Here is an 18,108-nt window from a genome sequence, read left to right on the forward strand (position 1 = left end):
AATACAGCGCTAGTTAATAACGCTCAAGCGGAAATAATAACTATTAATATCCCTAAGTCACAATTAGTCTTAAAACCAAACTTTGGTTTGGTCTACTTACAAGATAAGCCTTTTAGTGGGACGTCAATTTTAAAATATAATAACAACACTATTGCTGAAGCTATTGATTACAAAAACGGAATTAAAAATGGTGTTTTTAAAAAATGGTTTGAAGATGGCACATTAAGTTTTGAAGCTTTTTATGCCAATGGACAATTACATGGTGTGTCAAAATCATGGTGGTCAAATGGTAATTTAAGATCAGAGTCACATTATATAAACGGAAAAGCTAATGGTATTCAAAAACAATGGTATGTCTCTGGACAAAAATTTAAACTAATGACGTTAGTCAATGGTAAAGAAGAAGGTATGCAGCAAGCTTGGAGACGTAACGGAAAAATTTATAATAACTATCAAGCTAAAAATGGTCGCATTTTTGGATTAAAACGTGCTAACCTGTGTTTTCAATTAGAAGAAGAAATTGTACAAGATGAAAAACTATAGCTTATTATTTTTAGTAGTATTATTATGTAACTGTAAAGGTAAAACCGAAGTTAAAAGTAGTAGGGTAAATGCCTTACCTTATTATAGCGATGCTAGTTTTACGCCTCATTGGTTAGAAGGTAAAACAACCGATTTAAAATCGTTTCATAAAATACCAGAGTTTACATTAACAAATCAAGATGGACAACAAATCACACAAAAAACGTTTGAAAATAAAATTTACGTAACAGATTTCTTTTTTACATCATGTCCTGGGATTTGTCCAAAAATGACAGAAAACATGTCTGTATTGCAAGACGCGTTTAAAGATGATGATCAAGTCTTATTATTATCACACTCCGTAACACCAGTTAAAGATTCTGTATCAATTTTAAAACATTACGCAGAAGGTAAAGGCGTAATAACTAATAAATGGCATTTAGTTACAGGAGACAGAAAACAAATTTATGATTTAGGAAGACAAGCTTATTTTGTTGAAGAAGATTTAGGAAACAAAAAGACAGATGATGACTTTTTACATACCGAAAATTTTGTATTAATTGATAAAAACAAACATATACGAGGCATTTATAATGGATTAAATAAAACTGCTGTACAACAATTAATAGCAGATATAAAAACCTTAGAGATTGAAGACAAATAATTTTGGTTGATTATTTTTTTTGAAAAGCTTCGCTGTAATGGTGGAGCTTTTCTATTTTTATAAAAAATAACAATCATGAAAAAAATAATATATTTAATATTTGGTATTTCGCTTATAATTGGATTAGGAAGTTGTGGTGTTGGAAAATATAAAGTAGCATCTAAACCTGAAGCAAAAACATTTTCTTCAGTTACAATTGATACGCTTATTGAAGATGAAACCCTAAATGTTAGAGCTATTGAGGTTGTTGATTCAGTTGGTCTAGCTTACTTAACTTCAGATGGTAAATTTGGCATGTATTTTAATAATGATGCGCCAGAATTTGATACCATTAAAAAAGCATTACCTATTCAAATAAAGCATGATACAATTACTCCAAACTTTAGGGCATTGGCTATTGCGGATAATAAAGGGTTTGGTTTAAGTATCGGTTCGCCTGCTTTGGTTTTTAATTTAGATGTTGATTTGCATAAAAATACTGTGGTTTACCAAGAAAATCATGAAAAAGCATTTTATGATTCTATGGCGTTTTGGAACGAAAATGAAGGTATCGCTATAGGAGACCCAACAGATGATTGTTTAAGTGTTATTATTACAAGAGATAAAGGAAAAACATGGACTAAACTATCTTGTGATGTATTACCAAAAGCTAAAGACGGTGAAGCTGCTTTTGCTGCAAGTGATACTAATATTGCAATGGTAGGTGATAAAACATGGGTTGCAACAGGAGGTAAGGCAAGTCGTATATTATATTCACCAGACAAAGGTTACACGTGGCAAGTATTTGATACACCAATAATACAAGGCTTAGAAACTACAGGTATATATAGTATTGATTTTTATGATGAAAACAATGGATTTGCTGTAGGAGGAGATTATACTAAAGCGGACAATAATGTTGCTAATAAAATAAGAACTTTAGATGGTGGAAAAACCTGGCAAGTAGTTGCTGACGGAGTTGGTCCAGGTTACAGAAGTTGTGTGCAGTATGTCCCAAATAGTAATGCAAGACAATTAGTTGCTATAGGTTTTAAAGGGATAGATTATAGTAGTGATGCTGGTACTACTTGGACGCATTTAAGTGATGATGGATATTATACTTTACGTTTTTTAAACGACAGTACTGCGTATGCTGCAGGAAATAAGAAAATTAGTAAACTAACCTTTAAATAGATTTTTTTAATAGTAGAAATAGCGTCATTCTGAATTTATTTCAGAATCTCATAATTATTCAATCAAAGAATTTAAAATCAAAATAAGTTAAGTTTAATGTAAAAAAAAGAAGCCAATTGGCTTCTTTTTTTAATCTTTTTTATGTCTTCCTCTAAATTCTTCAATCATTTTTCTTTTAAAGGAGCGTTCTGCATTAAAGAGTAGTACAATTTTTTTGTAGCTAATTATTTTTGAAAGTTTATCCACGTAAATTTTATAGCTTTTTACTCTAGCGTCTTCCAAATCTTGCATGTCCTTAATTAAAGTTTCAGCTTCTTTGTTAGTTAATTTTGTAACATCAATATCCTTACGTTTGATGTCAGATGCGTCTCTTAATTTACTTTTTTGTGCTTCAAAGTCATTATAAATAGGCCAAAAAGCTTCAGCTTCTTTAGAAGTAAAATCTAATTGCTCTGTAATATGTGCTACTTTTAAAGCTTTAAGTTTTTCGTGTTGTTTTATTTTTTCTTTTTGTGCAATTGCACTAAAAGAAAACACTAAAACTAATAATGTTATAATATGTTTTTTCATAGTCATGTGTTTTATTCTTGGTATAAGTCGTTTAAATCTATATCGTCAATATAGTCATCAACGTCTATTAAATTATAATCTATAAAATCTGTTTGAGATAATTCCGAGTCATTAATTAATAAATTAAGATCATTAATTTCAATTTCATTTATAATATAGTTTTCTACAGTTTCTGTATCTAAGCTGTTTAATGTAGGAGCTGATTTAAAAAGGTTTATATTAAATAATAATACTATAGCAGCAGCGACACTAGATAACGATACAATAGTTTTTTTGTTAAATAGGTTAAATACTTTAGGTTCTGGTTTATCTAATTTAGTTAAGATTTTGTTTTCTAAAGTTTCAAAATAACCATCAGGAACATTAAAACCAGAGGTTTTAGAATGTGATTCCAAAGCAGCTTGTGCTAGAATGGTATCTTCTAATCCTTCAAAGTAATCCTTTGGCAATTTAAAGCCTGAGGTCTTGATTGTATTTAGGGTTTCTTTTTTCATTGTATTAATAAGACTAAAAAAAACGTAATTGGTTTAATGTGCTTTTAAATAGGCTTCTATTTTTTTTGAAGCTAAATGGTAAGATGCCTTTAATGCACCTTCGCTGGTGTCAAGTATTTCTGATAATTCGCTGTATTTTAAATCTTGAAAATATTTCATGTTAAACACTAATTGTTGTTTTTCAGGAAGTGTAGCTATTGCTTTTTGAAGTTTAATTTGAATATCTTCTCCTTCAAAGTAAACATCAGATTGTAAATTGTTAATGGCTAAATCCTGAGCATCTTCATTAGTAATATTTTTTAATTTGGCATTTCTTTTTAAATGCGTTAAAGCTTCATTTGTTGCAATTCTATATAACCAAGAATATAACTGACTATCGCCTTTAAATTTATTGATGTTTTTAAAAACTTTAATAAATGTATTTTGTAATACGTCATCAGCATCATCATGAGACTTTACAATATGTCTTATGTGCCAATACAAGCGCTCTTTATATAGCGTGATTAGTGTTTTAAAAGCAGCATTTTTTTGTGACTCAGATTGTAGTTGCTGCACTAAAAGTGTTTCGGTTTCTGACATATTATTATTTAGACTCTAATTTAAAGTAATAGTTTAATTATTTTATTAAAATTTTTTCGATGTTTTTAAATAGTTGAATATCATGTAATTAAATTTTTAAATCGGTTGAAATACTTATTTTTCTGTTTAAATACATGTTTTGCTTGTTTTATTTTATATTTTGTTTTAGCTTTATGTTGTTAAATTTACTTTTGTTGTTGGCCCCAAATCTAACAATGCACAAAAAAAAAGGATAAACATTGTTTATCCTTTTTTGATTTAAAATATGTTGGGTTTATTCAAAACTTTGCATTTCGACTAATCGTTTATACATTCCATTTTTATTTAAAAGTTCTGTATGATTACCTTGTTCAATAATTTCTCCTTTTTGCATCACTACAATATGATCTGCATTTTGAATTGTAGATAATCTATGTGCAATTACAATTGAAGTACGATTTTTCATCATATTTTCTAAAGCAACTTGTACTAAACGCTCGCTTTCTGTATCTAAAGCTGAGGTTGCTTCATCCAAAATCATAATAGGAGGATTTTTAAGTACAGCTCTAGCAATACTTAATCTTTGTTTTTGACCTCCAGAGAAATTGTTTCCAGCATCACCTACGTTAGTTTCTATTCCTTGTGGTAACTCTTTAACAAACTCCCAAGCATTAGCAATTTTTAAAGCTTCCATTATTTGGTCATCTGTTGCATCTGGTTTACCTATTAAGATGTTGTTTTTTATGGTATCGTTAAATAAAATAGAATCTTGGGTTACTAATCCCATTAAGCTTCTTAACGATTTTTTGGTAACATTTTTAATATCGTGACCATCAACAGTAATGCTTCCGCTATTAATATCATAAAATCTAGTAACTAAATTAGCAATGGTACTTTTTCCGCTTCCAGATTGTCCAACTAATGCGACTGTTTTTCCTTTAGGAACCTGAAGACTAAAGTTTTTAAGTACATAGTCATCATCATATTTAAATGAGATATTCTCAACAGTTAATTGGTTATTAAAGCCTTCTAAGACGGTTGCATTTGGTACGTCCGCAAGGGTGTCATCTTCATGTAAAATTTCAAAAACACGATCAGCAGCAGCCATTCCGTTTTTTACTTTGTAAGAGGCTTTGCTTATCGCTTTAGCAGGTGTTAAAATGTTGTAAGCCAACAGCATAAAAGCTAAAAAATCAGGACCTTTAATTATTTTTTCTACAAGTACAAGTTGTCCACCATACCATAATAGAACAGCAATTGTTGCGATACCTAACACCTCACTTACAGGTCCTGCAAGATTATTTTTAAGTCCTATTTTATTAGATAGTTTAAGTATTCTATTAGATGAATTTGTAAAATTATTAGAGAAAATATTTTCAGCATTATAGCCTTTAACGATTTTTAAACCTGTTAAAGATTCTTCTACAATAGAAATTAGTTTTCCAGATTCCTGTTGTGCTTTTAATGAGTTACTTTTTAGGCTTTTCCCTATTCTAGAGATTGCAAATCCTGATATTGGAATAAAAAGTAGTACAAAAAGCGTTAGTTTCCATGTAAATGAAAACATAAGATATAATGAAATTAATATTGTTGCTGGCTCTCTAACTATAAGCTCTAAAACTATAAAAAAGGAGTTTTGCATTTCGTTTATATCTCCTAATATCCTTGCCATTACATCTCCTTTTTGTCTTTTAGAATAAAAACTTAATGATAGGTTTATTATTTTGTTATACATATCCTTTCTTAAGTCGTTTAATACGCCATTTTTAAGATACATAATATGTTGGTTGGCAAAATACCCAAATAGATTTTTAAGTAAAAATGTTGAAATTACTAATGCAATTACGATGACTAAAGCCATTTGTGCGTTGCCATTTTCTAGATAACTACTAACTTTATAATTTAAAAGTTGTTCTCCATAGGTTTTAATGTCTGATATTCCAGTCCAAACTGGCGCTTTTTTTACTATGGTTGTGGATCCAAATAAAACGTTTAGCATAGGTATAAGTGATACAAATGCTAACCCACTAAACAAGGCATATAATAAGTTAAAAAACACGTTAAAAACGACGTGTTTTTTAAATTTTTTTATAAATGGTAAAAGTTGATGTATTATTTTTTTCATTTAATCTAGTTGCATATCTTTAATGATAGCGTCAATCTTTGCTTCCAATTGTTGTTCCGTAGTTTCAAACTCTGACACATTGTCTAAAGTTGTATTTACGCTAATGTAAAATTTAATTTTTGGCTCTGTTCCACTTGGTCTTAAGGCTATTTTACTACCATCTTCAGTATAATAAATTAAAACGTTTGATTTAGGAACATCAATAGGACTTGTTGTGTTATCTATTGTGTTTTTTGATTCAGATAATAGGTAATCTTCAATGCTTACAACTTTAGATCCATTGACTATTGTTAAAGGGTTTTCTCTAGCGTCAATCATCATTTGCTTGATTTCTTGTGCGCCTTCAATACCTTTTTTAGTCATAGATATTAAGCGCTCTTTGTAAAGACCATGTTGAGTGTATAGTTTTATTAATTCTTTGTAAAAAGAGCTGCCTTTAGCTTTAGCTTGAGCAGCAATTTCGCAAGCTAATAATGCAGAAGTGACTGCATCTTTATCGCGTACAAAATCTCCAACCATAAATCCAAAACTTTCTTCTCCACCACCAATAAACTCTTGATTAGGAAAGTCTTTAATCATTTTAGCGATCCATTTAAATCCAGTTAGTCCTATTTTGCACTCAACGTTATAAGCTTTTGCTAGTACAGACATCATTGGAGTAGATACGATTGTGCTTCCTATAAACTGATTGTTGGTAATTTTATTGTTGTTTTTCCATTGGTCTAACAAAAAGGTGGTCATCATGACCATAGTTTGATTTCCGTTAAGTAATAACATTTTATTGTCTAAACCTCTTACAGCAATACCAACTCTGTCACTATCAGGATCTGTACCTATTACAATATCTCCATCCACTTTTTCTGCTAATTCTAAAGCCATCTTTAATGCTTCTGGCTCTTCTGGGTTTGGTGATTTAACTGTAGGGAAATCGCCATTAGGTTCACGTTGTTCTTCAACAATATGTACATTATTATAACCTGCACGTTTAAACGTTTCTGGTATGCTAGTTATGGAAGTTCCGTGTAAGGATGTAAATACTATATTTAGGTTATCCTTGGCATCTTGTGATGTGTTAAAGCTTCCGTTTTTAACAGCTGCATCTATAAACACATCATCAACTTCTTTTCCAATATATTCTATTAATTCAGGCTTAGCTTCAAATTTAATTTCGGCATAATCTAAAGCGTTAATAATATTAATTATTTGAGCATCTTGTGGTGGTACTAATTGTCCACCATCTTGCCAGTATACTTTGTATCCATTATATTCTGGAGGATTATGTGATGCTGTTAATACAATACCACAATGACATCCAAGGTGTTTTAAGGCAAAAGATAACTCTGGAGTAGGACGAAGGTCTTCAAATAAATAGACTTTTATATTATTTGCAGAAAAAACATCTGCAACGACCTTTGCTAGACTTTTACTATTGTGTCTGCAATCAAAAGCTATAGCTACTTTGTGGTCTTCTCCGGGAAAAACGGTTTGCATATAATTGCTAATACCTTGTGTGTTTTTACCAAGTGTGTATTTATTAATACGGTTTGTACCAATACCCATTACACCACGCATGCCTCCTGTACCAAACTCTAAGTCTTTATAAAAACTTTCATTTAGCTCATTAGGTTGTGTTGCGATTAGGTTTTTTATATGGTCTTGTGTGTCTTGGTCAAAAGTTGGTGTCAACCAAGTGTTTACTCGGTTTAAAAGTTCTGGTTCTATATGTCTCATAGGTTATTGTATTAAAAGCAAAAATAAGTAATTACTAAAGGGTTGGTATTTATACTGTTGCTAAATTAAAGTTTAGCGTTTTAAATTTAGCGATTCTTTAATTAAATACCTTTTTTTATCTGTTTTTTGACGCAAAATTATTTCGCCTAAAAATCCAGCAACAAAAAATTGTGATCCTAAAATCATGGTTACTAATGCTAGGTAAAACTCTGGTCGATCTGTTATTAAACGTCCCACTTTGTTAAAAAACAATTTGTCGATACCAATATACAGTGCAAAAATAAATCCAAGCCCAAACATAATAACGCCAAGTGCACCAAATAAATGCATAGGACGTTTACCAAATCTTGATAAAAACCAAATAGTTATTAGGTCTAAAAACCCATTGACAAATCGGTCCATCCCAAATTTAGTTTCGCCATATTTTCTGGCTTGATGTTGTACAATTTTTTCTCCAATTTTAGAAAAACCTGCGTTTTTAGCTAATACAGGTATGTATCTGTGCATTTCACCATTTACATCTATGTTTTTTACAACATTGTTATGATAGGCTTTCAGACCACAGTTAAAGTCATTTAATTTTACACCAGATGTTTTTCTAGCTGCCCAATTAAAAAGTTTAGAGGGTAAGTTTTTAGTTATTTTATTGTCATAACGTTTCTTTTTCCAACCAGATACTAAATCAAAGTCTTGTTTAGTAATCATGTTGTAAAGATCAGGTATTTCCTCTGGGTTATCTTGTAAGTCAGCATCCATAGTGATTATTACATCTCCTGTTGCTGTAGCAAAACCAGCGTGTAATGCTTGGGATTTTCCAAAGTTTTTTAAAAATCTGATACCTTTAACGTTGTTGTCCGTTTCTTGAATTTTTTGAATGATTTTCCAAGAATTATCTGTACTACCATCATCTATAAACAATAGCTCATAAGAAAAACCATTGGTTTGCATGACATTTGCAATCCAATGGTGTAATTCTGTTAATGATTCTTCTTCGTTAAGTAGTGGTATGACTACTGATATGTTCATAATTTAATTTGAAATATAATTCAAATATAAAACTATTATAGGTCTTCGTTAGTTTTTTTCATTATTAATGAAACAATAAGTCCAATAACAGCTTGTATTACTAAAAACATGGCTGTAGATTGTATTTGTGGCATTAACGCGAATTGGTTTTTTTGCGCTTCCATAAGATCTAAAGTTTTAGCGATTTCCTCTTCAGGAGCGTTGAAATTTTTCATGATTTGTAATGTTGCTTCAATTGTTTTTTCTTTTAAAGCAACAGCAGCTTCAGGGTCGATAAAATTAAAAACAAGTACACTTACCAAAGTGCTAATTATTACACCTATTGCAACCGTAATAAAATAGGAGCTAAAACTTTCTTTAAATGAAATATAACCACCTAATGATGCTTTAGATTTTGATACAGAAATAATTCCGTAGACAATAATTATAACGAATAATAAAATACCTAACCACCATTTAGTTAATAGGTCTAAGTATAAAGCATAGGCTAATACAGTGATTCCGCCTAAGGTTGCACCAAGGTACAGACCAAAATTAATTGCGATTGATTTTATAGTTTTTTCCATAATTTTGTTGAGTTAATTAGTTAATAATCTATTAGTCTTAAAGTGCAATAATATGTTACAATATTACATAATTAATTTTTTTTCATAAATTAGTTGCTCAGTTGTAAAAAATACTTAAATTTGCACCTCGAATTTAGTTAAGATAAAAAAGCATTTAGCGATGAAAAAAGGTATACATCCAGAAAATTATAGAATGGTAGCATTTAAAGACATGTCAAACGATGACGTATTTTTAACTAAGTCTACTGCAAACACTAACGAAACTATTGAAGTTGATGGTGTTGAATATCCAGTTATTAAAATGGAGATTTCTAGAACGTCTCACCCATTTTATACAGGTAAGTCTAAACTAATTGATACAGCAGGACGTATCGATAAATTCAAAAACAAATACGCAAAATTTAAAAAATAATTTTAGCGTTAACTATATTTTAAAAGCCTTTCATTTTTATGAAAGGCTTTTTTTGTTATCTTATTTTCAACTATTTTTGAGTTCTTAATATGCAAAGCAAAAAGCTTAAATGTATTTTGACTTCTAACTTAAAAAAAAATATAATGAATTATATCCTTTTTGATGGACCAGTACGCAACCAACTACTTCCATTTACATATACTAGACCTGTTGCAGATATCAGAGTTGGTATACTGACTATAAGAGAGAAGTGGGAATTGTACTTACAAACGACCACTACGACAGTGACTGAAGATTATCTAGCAGACAAATATCCTATGGTAGAGTTAGAAGAAAATGTTATGTTAAATGCATCTTATTTACCAAATAATGAGTTGGTTGAATTGATTGTTGGTTTAGAAAAAAATCAAGCGATTTTTAAAGATGAAGATATTATAGCTTTTTACACCACAGACACGCAAGAAGCTATTGATTTTGATACCTATGAAGCTATTGAGTTTGATAATGATATTACTAAAATTGAACACACTTGGGAGATTTTTTCTAAAAACGGAGAAGCTATATTACAAGATTTTGAATTATTAACTAAAGACAGAAAGTCAGAACCAATACCTACTAGTAATAATATTATTGCACCAGAAAATATTTTTATTGAAGAAGGAGCAGTTGTACAGTTTGCAACATTAAATGCTAGTGCAGGACCTATTTATATTGGTAAAGATGCCGAAATAATGGAGGGTAGTTTAGTTAGAGGTCCTTTAGCTTTATGTGATCATGCGACTTTAAAATTAGGAGCTAAAATTTATGGACCAACGACTATTGGACCACACAGCAAAGTAGGAGGTGAGGTAAATAACTCGGTTTTATTTGGATATTCTAATAAAGGTCATGATGGTTTTTTAGGGAATTCGGTAATAGGAGAATGGTGTAATTTAGGTGCAGATACTAATAATTCTAATTTAAAAAACAATTATGTCGAAGTTAAACTATGGGATTATGAAACTGAACGTTTTGCTAAAACAGGATTACAGTTTTGTGGTTTAATGATGGGAGACCATAGTAAATGTGGAATTAATACCATGTTTAATACAGGAACCGTAATTGGTGTTAATGCAAATATCTTTGGTAGTGGTTTTCCAAGAAATTTTGTGCCAAGTTATAGTTGGGGAGGCGCCTCTGGTTTTACAACCTATTTAACGTCTAAAGCTTTTGAGGTTGCTAAAGTTGTAATGGCAAGAAGAGGTGTTGCATTTACTAGTCAAGATGAAGCTATTTTAACTCAAGTTTTTGAGGACTCTAAAAAGTACAGAAAAGAGTAAGGATTAATTAATACAAACTATTGTAATTAAAAGGTTATTCGTCGAAATTGTAAGGTTTTATGGGTTAATTTTGAATTAAATTTTTATATTGATTAAGCTTAATAATCAATATGGGTTTTATTTTTATAAATACGCTTAGATTTTCTATCTTATATCTTCTGCTATACGTTTTAGATTCTTTTTTTAAGAATAATGAAGCGTTATATTCCTATAGATACTATACTAAAATTGCTTTAGGCAGTACTTTGTTGATTTTTTATTTATTTAAAACTAAGCAAAAGAATATTTTTAAAAAACGATTGATAATTTATGCGTTATCCTTATTTATAATAGGCGATGTTTTTTTTATTACCGGAAATTCTGGTAAAATGACTCACTTTGTATTTGCAGCTTTTTTATTTATTGGAGCTAAAATTTGTTATTCGATACGATTTTTAAATAGTAAAGATTTCAAGATTTCTAAATTAGTTCCTTTTTTACTATTCGGTTTTGCTTACATGACTATTATAACAAATTTGGTATACAATAATTTAGGTTATTATTTTTTTCCATTTTTAATGTACTTATTTGTAGTACTATTATTAATGCAATTTGCTTATTTAAGAAAAGGAGAGGTAAATGAATTAAGTTTTTGGTTAGTCATATTTGGTGTATTTTTCTCGATGATAGCAGATAGTATTAATATACTTAAAATATTTTATGACCCGTTAATTGCTTATAATAAAATTACTGTTATGTTTTTTTATTGTTTGTCTCAGTACATGATTATATTGGGAGTACTACAGGAAAATAGACCTATAAATAATAATAAAAAGCTTAAAGTAAATAGATAGTTATGGGTAAGTTAATACGTTATTTTACACCTGTATTCTTGGCTTTGTTATTTTTAGATATTTATGTAAAAATTAATTTACCTATAATACCTTATAGGTATTACTCTAAAGTATTGGTGCTAGTCACTCTTATAATTTTTACTGGTTATTGTGTTTACAAGAAAAATAAGTTAAGCAATAAGTATGTTTTTTTTGGATTAATTATTTTTTTTATAGGTGATATTTTAATTATTGATCATTTAAGTAAAACAAAGTTTATTATTAGCATATTACTTTTTGTGGTTGGTAAATTGATCTACATTTTTAAATTTACACATAAGGAAGATTTTAGTAATAAGCGTTTACTACCATTTTTAGTGGTTTGTTTTTTGTCTGTTGCCTTTTTGTATAATCTAATTTTCACAAACCTAAAAGAGTATTTTATGCCAGTAACGTTATATTTTTTTATATCGTTAGTCATGACTCTTTTTGCTTATCTTAGAAAAGATGTAGCAAGTAACAAAAGCTACTATACAGTTTTATCAGGCGTATTATTGTTTGTAATCTCTGAAGCTACAATGGTAGTTAAAACATTTTATGGCGACGTCCTATTCCAGGATTTTATAGTAATGTTTGGTTACGGTTTTGGGCAGTATCTTATAATTTTAGGTTTAATGATAGACAAATCTAACAACAGTGATCTTGTCTCTAAAATATAAAATTATTACTATTACCTATTGTTTTTTAACATGCTTTAATTCTAATAAATTAATAGGATTATTTCCTAAACCAATAATGTTTTTTTGAGTAAATCTAATCACTTCATCATAATATAATGGCACTATTGGAGCATTTTTAATAACTAAACTATCCATTTTAGCGTATAATTTAATCCTTTCTGATGCTTTGGTAGTGCTAAAAGCTTGGTTGTACCATTTATCAAAATCAGGGTTAGTAAAGTGGGTATAGTTTGGACCGTTTGGTGCAAAATTTTCTGTATAAAATAATGATAGATAATTTTGAGCATCTGGATAATCTGCAACCCAACTGGCTCTAAATAAATCTAATTTTCCGTTGGCTTTCCCTTCTTTTAAGGTGGACGCTGGAATAACATCAACATTAATGTTTAAGCCAATTTTGGTAAGCTCGCGTTGTATGTATTCGCAAAAGTTAAGATAATTACTAGTTGTAGTAATTGTTACTTCTGGTGTTTTATTATTGTTCTGTGCTTTGTATTCAGCAATAAGTTTTTTTGCTTTTACGGGTTGGTATGTATAACCAATGTTGGCATTATAACCAGGTAAACCTTTAGGTATAAATCCACCATTAGCAGCTATTCCTATTCCGTTTCGTAAATAGGTCATCATTTTTTTTCTGTCAAAACCATAATTTATAGCTTCTCGTATTTGTTTGGATTGGATTTCATTTAAATCAGAATCCATATAAAAAGCTAAATACTCTGTATTTAAATAGGGACCTCTATTTATGTTTATAGTCGATATGTATTTGTCTCTTAATTCTCCTTTTGTTGTCAGTATTTCGTCTTGATAAGAAGCGTCTAGGCTGTTTAAAAAATCCAAATTACCCTGAATAAACTGCATGAATTCGCCTTGTTTGTCAGGTAAAAAAGTAATAGCTACAGCTTCTAAATGTGGCAGTTTTTGATCATCTTTATTAGTTTCAAAATAATTTTCATTTTTTCTAAATACTAACTTGATGTTTTCTTCCCAGCGTTTAAATTTAAACGGACCAGTACCAATAGGGTTTGATCTAAACTCACTACCATAATGGGCTGTTATTTCTTTAGGTACCACACTACAGTACTTCATTGTAAGTAAGCCTAAAAATGCAGGAAAAGGTTGTTTTAGTGTGATGTTAAAAACGCTATCATTTAAAGCTTTAAATGAATTTACTTTGTTAAAAATCCACTGACCAGAGGAGGCAACATTTTTATCTAATAATCTATTAAAACTATACTCAAAATCTGACGCGATAACTTGTCTTGTAGAGTCTTTTCCAAATAGTTTATGCTTATGAAAATAAATGCCTTTTTTAAGTGTAAAATTATAACTAAGACCATCTTCAGAGATTGACCATTTTTTAGCTATACTAGGCTTAACAAGTAAGCTATCATCCATTTGGACAAGCCCATTAAATAATTGATTAATTGCCCAAATATCTGCGTTGTCTTTTGCAAATGCAGGATCCAAAGATCCAATATTTTTATGTTCGTTGTATCTAAATACTAAATGCTCCTTATTTGAGTTTTTTGAATTATTACAAGAGACCAATAAGGAAAATATAAAAATAAGGCTATATATAGGTAACGCTTTAGTTGTTGTAATAGTCATTAAAATCTTGTCATTATTAATTTAAATAAGGATTTTTATGTGTAGATCTTTTTCTTTGGATAGAAAAAAATATAGCGTAAAGATAATCATTCTTACCATTCTCTTTTTTATTATAAAATTTGTTAATTATAAAATTTGTGTAATTTTAACTTAATAAAAAAAACCGAAGGTATTAGCTTCGGTTTTTTTTATGTTTTTATTGTTAAAGTTAGATTCTGACACCTACAGGTAAAAGCTTTTTATATTGCCTATTACGCCTCATAAATTTTGCTATTTCAGGACTAGTAGGCATTACGCTTAAATTTCGTTCTTCAATATTGTCAAAAACAATTTTTAAAAACGCATTTACAAAATCTTCATTATCCTGTTCTTCAGGAACTATTAATTTGGTCAAAAAGATTTTTCTTTCTTGTAAAGAGTATTCTATTTTAGCGAAATGATTATCAATTTTCAGTTCAAATTGACGTAAAAAATCATTGTCAACTAACTCAGCTGCATCAATCATAATGTATAAAGTTTTATTAATTATTAGGGGAGTTTCAAAAATAGTACCAAACTATTTTATAGCTTTACACAACAAAGATACTCAAAAATCTAATAGTACTGTGTTTGTTTACTGTTAAAAGCTTATGAATCAACAAGTAATACCTGTTTATTTAATGCCTGGTATGGCTGCTAATCCTACGATATTTGAGCACATTAAATTGCCAGAACATCAATTTAAATTGTACTGGCTAGAATGGAAATTACCAAAACCTAATGAATCATTATCTAGCTATGCCAAACGCATGTGTAAAGATATAAAACATGATAATCCTGTGCTTTTAGGAGTGTCTTTTGGTGGTATTTTAGTGCAAGAGATGAGTAAGTATATTAGTTGCAATAAAATTATAATAGTTTCAAGCGTTAAAACTAAACACGAGTTGCCTAAAAGAATGCGTCTGTTACGAGCTACAAAAGCTTATAAAATACTACCAACGCAATTGCTTAGTAATATTGACTTATTAGCTAAATATGCTTTTGGTAATACTATTACTAAACGTATTGAGTTATATAAAAAATATTTATCTGTAAGCGATAAAATGTATTTAGATTGGGCAATACAGCAAGTGGTTTGTTGGGATCAAGACCAAGCATTAGATAATGTAGTACACATACATGGAGATAACGATAAAGTGTTTCCATTTGCAAACTTAGGAGCATGCGTTAGTATAAAAGGAGGAACGCATATAATGATTATTAATAAATATAAGTGGTTTAATGAAAACCTACCTAAACTAATCGCTTAAATATTAAGCGATTTGAATAAAATATTTTAAATTTAAACAAAAAGATAAGAAGATGAAGATTGTACAAAAAAGTTTAGCTGTCGTTGGATTAGGCGTTCTAGGATTGTTATTTATAAATGCCTATCAAGATGCTCCTACAGATGAGAATTTTGAGAAAAAAATAATAAACGATTATAATGTTTATGCCATACAAATGCCAAGCTATTTAGAGTTTGCAGGAGAAGCAGTTCCGCTTTCTAATCCTGATATTTACGAGCGTATGGATAAAGAACTTTTAGTTAATACCTATTGGCAATCCAATGGTTTATTAATGTTTAAACGTGCCAAAAAATATTTTCCGATAATCGAACCGATTTTAGCAAAAAACGGAATTCCTGACGATTTTAAGTATTTAGCAGTTATTGAAAGTGGCTTAACAGATGCACGATCTCCAGCAGGAGCAAGTGGATTTTGGCAAATTATGAAAGCAACTGGTCGCGAACATGGACTAGAAGTAAACGATAATGTGGACGAGCGATATAATCTAGAAAAAGCTACTGAAGTAGCCTGTGATTATTTAAAAAAGGCTAAAGAAAGTTTAGGATCATGGACCTCTGCTGCTGCTGCATACAATGCTGGGACTTATGGCATCTCTAAACGCTTAAAAGAACAAGATGTTAGTAGTTATTACGATTTACTTCTTGGCGAAGAAACAGGTAGATACGTTTTTAGGATAATTGCATTAAAAGAAATTTTATCTAATCCTGATACTTATGGATTTAATTTTAGAGAAAAAGATTTATATAAATCTGTACCAACTTATCAAGTAGCTGTTGATACTGCAGTAACTGACTTTGCAGGTTTTGCCAAACAATTTGGTATAAATTATAAAATATTAAAATTACATAACCCATGGTTAAGAGAGCCACATTTAAATAATAGCTCTAGAAAACAATATTTTATAGATATTCCAAGAGAAGGTTATTACCAAACCAACCCGTAAATGCTTGATTTTTTAACTCAATATTGGTGGACCATTGCAATTGCTATTAATTATATATTGGTAATAATAGCAGTAGCAACTATTTTATTTAAGTCCATAAACCCTACAAAAACACTAACGTACATTATTGTATTGTTAGTGTTTCCTTTTTTTGGTCTGATTGTCTATTACTTTTTTGGGCAAGAGTACCGAAAAAACAAAATTTTTAATCGAAAGGATGTTTTAAATAATCATTTAATACAATCTATCCATAAAGATTTAAAAATTCAACCAGAATCATTAAATCTATACGAACCTAAAATAGACGAAGATCAAATAAGGTTAATCCATTTACTTCAAAAAAATGACAAATCACCATTAACTAAATTTAATGATGTTGAAATTATAATCAACGGAGAAAATAAATTTGAAAAGCTATTTACAGATATTGATAATGCTAAAGAACATATCCATATTGAATATTATATCTTAAAAGATGATAATATTGGCACTAGATTTTTAGATTTATTATGCAAAAAAGCATCAGAAGGTGTCACTGTTAGATTAAGTTTTGATGATGTTGGTAGTAAAATTTCTTCTAAAATGAAGAAAAAACTAACCAACGCAGGAGTACAGTACTTTGCTTTTATGCCTGTCCTGTTTCCAAAATTTACAGGTAAAATGAATTACAGAAATCACAGGAAAATTGTGATTATTGATGGAGAAATAGGTTATGTTGGAGGAATTAATGTCTCAGACACTTATGTAAATTATCCCGAAAACAAAGCGTATTGGAGAGATACGCATTTAAAAATAATTGGCGAATCCGTTTTTACTTTACAAACACAATTTTTAACCAATTGGAACTTTGTAGCAGATACTAGCTTGACTTTAAACCGTTCGTTTTTTCCACAAAATAAGGTTAAAACAGTTACTCCAGTACAAATAGCAGCAAGTGGTCCTGATACAGATTGGGCTAATATTATGGAGGCCATTTTTTTTGCAATCGTAACTGCCGAAGATTATGTATACATTACAACACCTTATTTTATACCAAATGATCAAATCATTACCGCTATGCAAGTGGCTTCAAAAAGTGGTGTAGACGTAAGACTGTTAATTCCTGACAAATCAGATTCATGGACAGCTAAGCACGCTACAAATTCATATTTAGAACAACTTTTAGACGCAAATGTCAAGATTTATAGATATGAAAAAGGTTTTATTCATGCAAAAACTATGGTCGTGGATGATGTTTTTACAACCATAGGGACTTGCAATATGGACTATAGAAGTTTCAATATTAATTTTGAAATTAATGCACTAATCTATAATAAAGAAAAGGCTATTGAAGCCAAAGCCATATTTAACAATGACCTAGAAAGTGCAATACAGATTAATTTAGAGCAATGGACAACACGCTCTAATATGAAGCGTATACAGGAAGCCTATTGTAGACTTTGGGCGCCTTTACTGTAAAAAAAAAAGGTCAAACTAGTTTTAAACTAGTTTGACCTTTTTTTATGTATTACGTA

At 29.8% G+C, this 18,108-nt stretch carries 19 protein-coding genes; 10 read left to right on the forward strand and 9 right to left on the reverse strand.

From position 1 onward, the window contains the following. Positions 1-87 precede the first annotated feature (87 nt). From M890_RS0101065 to M890_RS0101075, 3 genes are all read left to right on the forward strand, one after another. Positions 88-543 carry a toxin-antitoxin system YwqK family antitoxin gene (locus M890_RS0101065; RefSeq protein ID WP_084553548.1) on the forward strand — a complete coding sequence of 152 codons (456 nt, stop codon included), beginning with the start codon at positions 88-90 and terminating at the stop codon, positions 541-543. Then, entirely contained in the window at positions 530-1,186 is a 657-nt protein-coding gene (locus M890_RS0101070; protein ID WP_028281734.1) for an SCO family protein, read from the forward strand. Before M890_RS0101065 ends, M890_RS0101070 begins: the two co-directional genes overlap by 14 nt. A 75-nt stretch (positions 1,187-1,261) precedes the next feature. Next, positions 1,262-2,359 (forward strand): WD40/YVTN/BNR-like repeat-containing protein, encoded by a 1,098-nt coding sequence (locus M890_RS0101075; protein WP_028281735.1) that lies wholly within the window; start codon positions 1,262-1,264, stop codon positions 2,357-2,359. A 129-nt stretch (positions 2,360-2,488) separates the two neighbouring features. On the opposite strand, the gene M890_RS0101080 is transcribed toward M890_RS0101075, so the two are convergent. The 7 genes from M890_RS0101080 to M890_RS0101110 form a co-directional block, all read right to left on the reverse strand. Then, positions 2,489-2,929: a hypothetical protein gene (locus tag M890_RS0101080; protein WP_028281736.1), complete on the reverse strand. Its 441-nt coding sequence runs from the start codon at positions 2,927-2,929 to the stop codon at positions 2,489-2,491. Between the two features lie 11 nt (positions 2,930-2,940). Continuing rightward, the gene (locus tag M890_RS0101085; protein WP_028281737.1) at positions 2,941-3,423 is read right to left on the reverse strand and encodes a hypothetical protein; all 483 of its coding nucleotides are present in this window, start codon (positions 3,421-3,423) and stop codon (positions 2,941-2,943) included. Between the two features lie 33 nt (positions 3,424-3,456). Next, positions 3,457-4,002 (reverse strand): RNA polymerase sigma factor, encoded by a 546-nt coding sequence (locus M890_RS0101090; RefSeq protein ID WP_028281738.1) that lies wholly within the window; start codon positions 4,000-4,002, stop codon positions 3,457-3,459. 274 nt (positions 4,003-4,276) lie between these two features. Next, positions 4,277-6,106, reverse strand: a complete 1,830-nt coding sequence (locus M890_RS0101095) for an ABC transporter ATP-binding protein (protein ID WP_028281739.1) — start codon at positions 6,104-6,106, stop codon at positions 4,277-4,279. Next, a complete protein-coding gene (locus M890_RS0101100) occupies positions 6,107-7,837 on the reverse strand; it encodes a phospho-sugar mutase (RefSeq protein ID WP_028281740.1) in 1,731 nt (576 codons plus the stop codon). A 72-nt stretch (positions 7,838-7,909) separates the two neighbouring features. After that, a complete protein-coding gene (locus M890_RS0101105) occupies positions 7,910-8,863 on the reverse strand; it encodes a glycosyltransferase family 2 protein (RefSeq protein WP_028281741.1) in 954 nt (317 codons plus the stop codon). Between the two features lie 35 nt (positions 8,864-8,898). Beyond that, positions 8,899-9,429, reverse strand: a complete 531-nt coding sequence (locus tag M890_RS0101110) for a DUF4199 domain-containing protein (protein WP_028281742.1) — start codon at positions 9,427-9,429, stop codon at positions 8,899-8,901. A 160-nt stretch (positions 9,430-9,589) separates the two neighbouring features. Between M890_RS0101110 and M890_RS0101115 the strand changes: the two genes are divergently transcribed. From M890_RS0101115 to M890_RS0101130, 4 genes are all read left to right on the forward strand, one after another. After that, positions 9,590-9,841, forward strand: coding sequence for a type B 50S ribosomal protein L31 (locus tag M890_RS0101115; protein WP_028281743.1), 252 nt, complete (start codon positions 9,590-9,592; stop codon positions 9,839-9,841). Between the two features lie 143 nt (positions 9,842-9,984). After that, positions 9,985-11,160, forward strand: coding sequence for a GlmU family protein (locus M890_RS0101120; protein WP_028281744.1), 1,176 nt, complete (start codon positions 9,985-9,987; stop codon positions 11,158-11,160). A 110-nt stretch (positions 11,161-11,270) separates the two neighbouring features. After that, positions 11,271-11,993: a lysoplasmalogenase family protein gene (locus M890_RS0101125; protein ID WP_028281745.1), complete on the forward strand. Its 723-nt coding sequence runs from the start codon at positions 11,271-11,273 to the stop codon at positions 11,991-11,993. 2 nt (positions 11,994-11,995) lie between these two features. Next, a complete protein-coding gene (locus tag M890_RS0101130) occupies positions 11,996-12,691 on the forward strand; it encodes a lysoplasmalogenase family protein (RefSeq protein ID WP_036597010.1) in 696 nt (231 codons plus the stop codon). 15 nt (positions 12,692-12,706) lie between these two features. On the opposite strand, the gene M890_RS0101135 is transcribed toward M890_RS0101130, so the two are convergent. Further along, complete coding sequence (locus M890_RS0101135) at positions 12,707-14,323, reverse strand: ABC transporter substrate-binding protein (protein ID WP_028281747.1); 1,617 nt, start codon at positions 14,321-14,323, stop codon at positions 12,707-12,709. A gap of 208 nt (positions 14,324-14,531) precedes the next feature. Then, positions 14,532-14,828, reverse strand: coding sequence for a GNAT family N-acetyltransferase (locus M890_RS0101140; RefSeq protein WP_028281748.1), 297 nt, complete (start codon positions 14,826-14,828; stop codon positions 14,532-14,534). A gap of 124 nt (positions 14,829-14,952) precedes the next feature. Between M890_RS0101140 and M890_RS0101145 the strand changes: the two genes are divergently transcribed. Genes M890_RS0101145 through cls form a run of 3 tightly spaced genes read left to right on the forward strand, consistent with a single transcriptional unit; the run spans position 14,953 to position 18,052 of the window. Further along, entirely contained in the window at positions 14,953-15,612 is a 660-nt protein-coding gene (locus tag M890_RS0101145; RefSeq protein ID WP_028281749.1) for a hypothetical protein, read from the forward strand. Between the two features lie 52 nt (positions 15,613-15,664). After that, positions 15,665-16,594: a lytic transglycosylase domain-containing protein gene (locus M890_RS0101150; protein ID WP_028281750.1), complete on the forward strand. Its 930-nt coding sequence runs from the start codon at positions 15,665-15,667 to the stop codon at positions 16,592-16,594. Further along, entirely contained in the window at positions 16,595-18,052 is a 1,458-nt protein-coding gene (gene cls / locus M890_RS0101155; protein WP_028281751.1) for a cardiolipin synthase, read from the forward strand. Positions 18,053-18,108 lie beyond the last annotated feature (56 nt).

It is taken from the genome of Olleya marilimosa CAM030 (assembly GCF_000518485.1).
Taxonomy (GTDB): domain Bacteria; phylum Bacteroidota; class Bacteroidia; order Flavobacteriales; family Flavobacteriaceae; genus Olleya; species Olleya marilimosa.

What these genes read in the sequence shown, in the direction of transcription:
- M890_RS0101105 (WP_028281741.1), bottom strand. Translation starts at nt 8,863, where the DNA reads ATGAACATATCAGTAGTCATACCACTACTTAACGAAGAAGAATCATTA.
- M890_RS0101145 (WP_028281749.1), top strand. Translation starts at nt 14,953, where the DNA reads ATGAATCAACAAGTAATACCTGTTTATTTAATGCCTGGTATGGCTGCT.
- M890_RS0101085 (WP_028281737.1), bottom strand. Translation starts at nt 3,423, where the DNA reads ATGAAAAAAGAAACCCTAAATACAATCAAGACCTCAGGCTTTAAATTG.
- M890_RS0101090 (WP_028281738.1), bottom strand. Translation starts at nt 4,002, where the DNA reads ATGTCAGAAACCGAAACACTTTTAGTGCAGCAACTACAATCTGAGTCA.
- M890_RS0101070 (WP_028281734.1), top strand. Translation starts at nt 530, where the DNA reads ATGAAAAACTATAGCTTATTATTTTTAGTAGTATTATTATGTAACTGT.
- M890_RS0101095 (WP_028281739.1), bottom strand. Translation starts at nt 6,106, where the DNA reads ATGAAAAAAATAATACATCAACTTTTACCATTTATAAAAAAATTTAAA.
- M890_RS0101130 (WP_036597010.1), top strand. Translation starts at nt 11,996, where the DNA reads ATGGGTAAGTTAATACGTTATTTTACACCTGTATTCTTGGCTTTGTTA.
- M890_RS0101110 (WP_028281742.1), bottom strand. Translation starts at nt 9,429, where the DNA reads ATGGAAAAAACTATAAAATCAATCGCAATTAATTTTGGTCTGTACCTT.
- M890_RS0101115 (WP_028281743.1), top strand. Translation starts at nt 9,590, where the DNA reads ATGAAAAAAGGTATACATCCAGAAAATTATAGAATGGTAGCATTTAAA.
- M890_RS0101135 (WP_028281747.1), bottom strand. Translation starts at nt 14,323, where the DNA reads ATGACTATTACAACAACTAAAGCGTTACCTATATATAGCCTTATTTTT.
- M890_RS0101075 (WP_028281735.1), top strand. Translation starts at nt 1,262, where the DNA reads ATGAAAAAAATAATATATTTAATATTTGGTATTTCGCTTATAATTGGA.
- M890_RS0101100 (WP_028281740.1), bottom strand. Translation starts at nt 7,837, where the DNA reads ATGAGACATATAGAACCAGAACTTTTAAACCGAGTAAACACTTGGTTG.
- M890_RS0101125 (WP_028281745.1), top strand. Translation starts at nt 11,271, where the DNA reads ATGGGTTTTATTTTTATAAATACGCTTAGATTTTCTATCTTATATCTT.
- cls (WP_028281751.1), top strand. Translation starts at nt 16,595, where the DNA reads ATGCTTGATTTTTTAACTCAATATTGGTGGACCATTGCAATTGCTATT.
- M890_RS0101080 (WP_028281736.1), bottom strand. Translation starts at nt 2,929, where the DNA reads ATGAAAAAACATATTATAACATTATTAGTTTTAGTGTTTTCTTTTAGT.
- M890_RS0101120 (WP_028281744.1), top strand. Translation starts at nt 9,985, where the DNA reads ATGAATTATATCCTTTTTGATGGACCAGTACGCAACCAACTACTTCCA.
- M890_RS0101150 (WP_028281750.1), top strand. Translation starts at nt 15,665, where the DNA reads ATGAAGATTGTACAAAAAAGTTTAGCTGTCGTTGGATTAGGCGTTCTA.
- M890_RS0101140 (WP_028281748.1), bottom strand. Translation starts at nt 14,828, where the DNA reads ATGATTGATGCAGCTGAGTTAGTTGACAATGATTTTTTACGTCAATTT.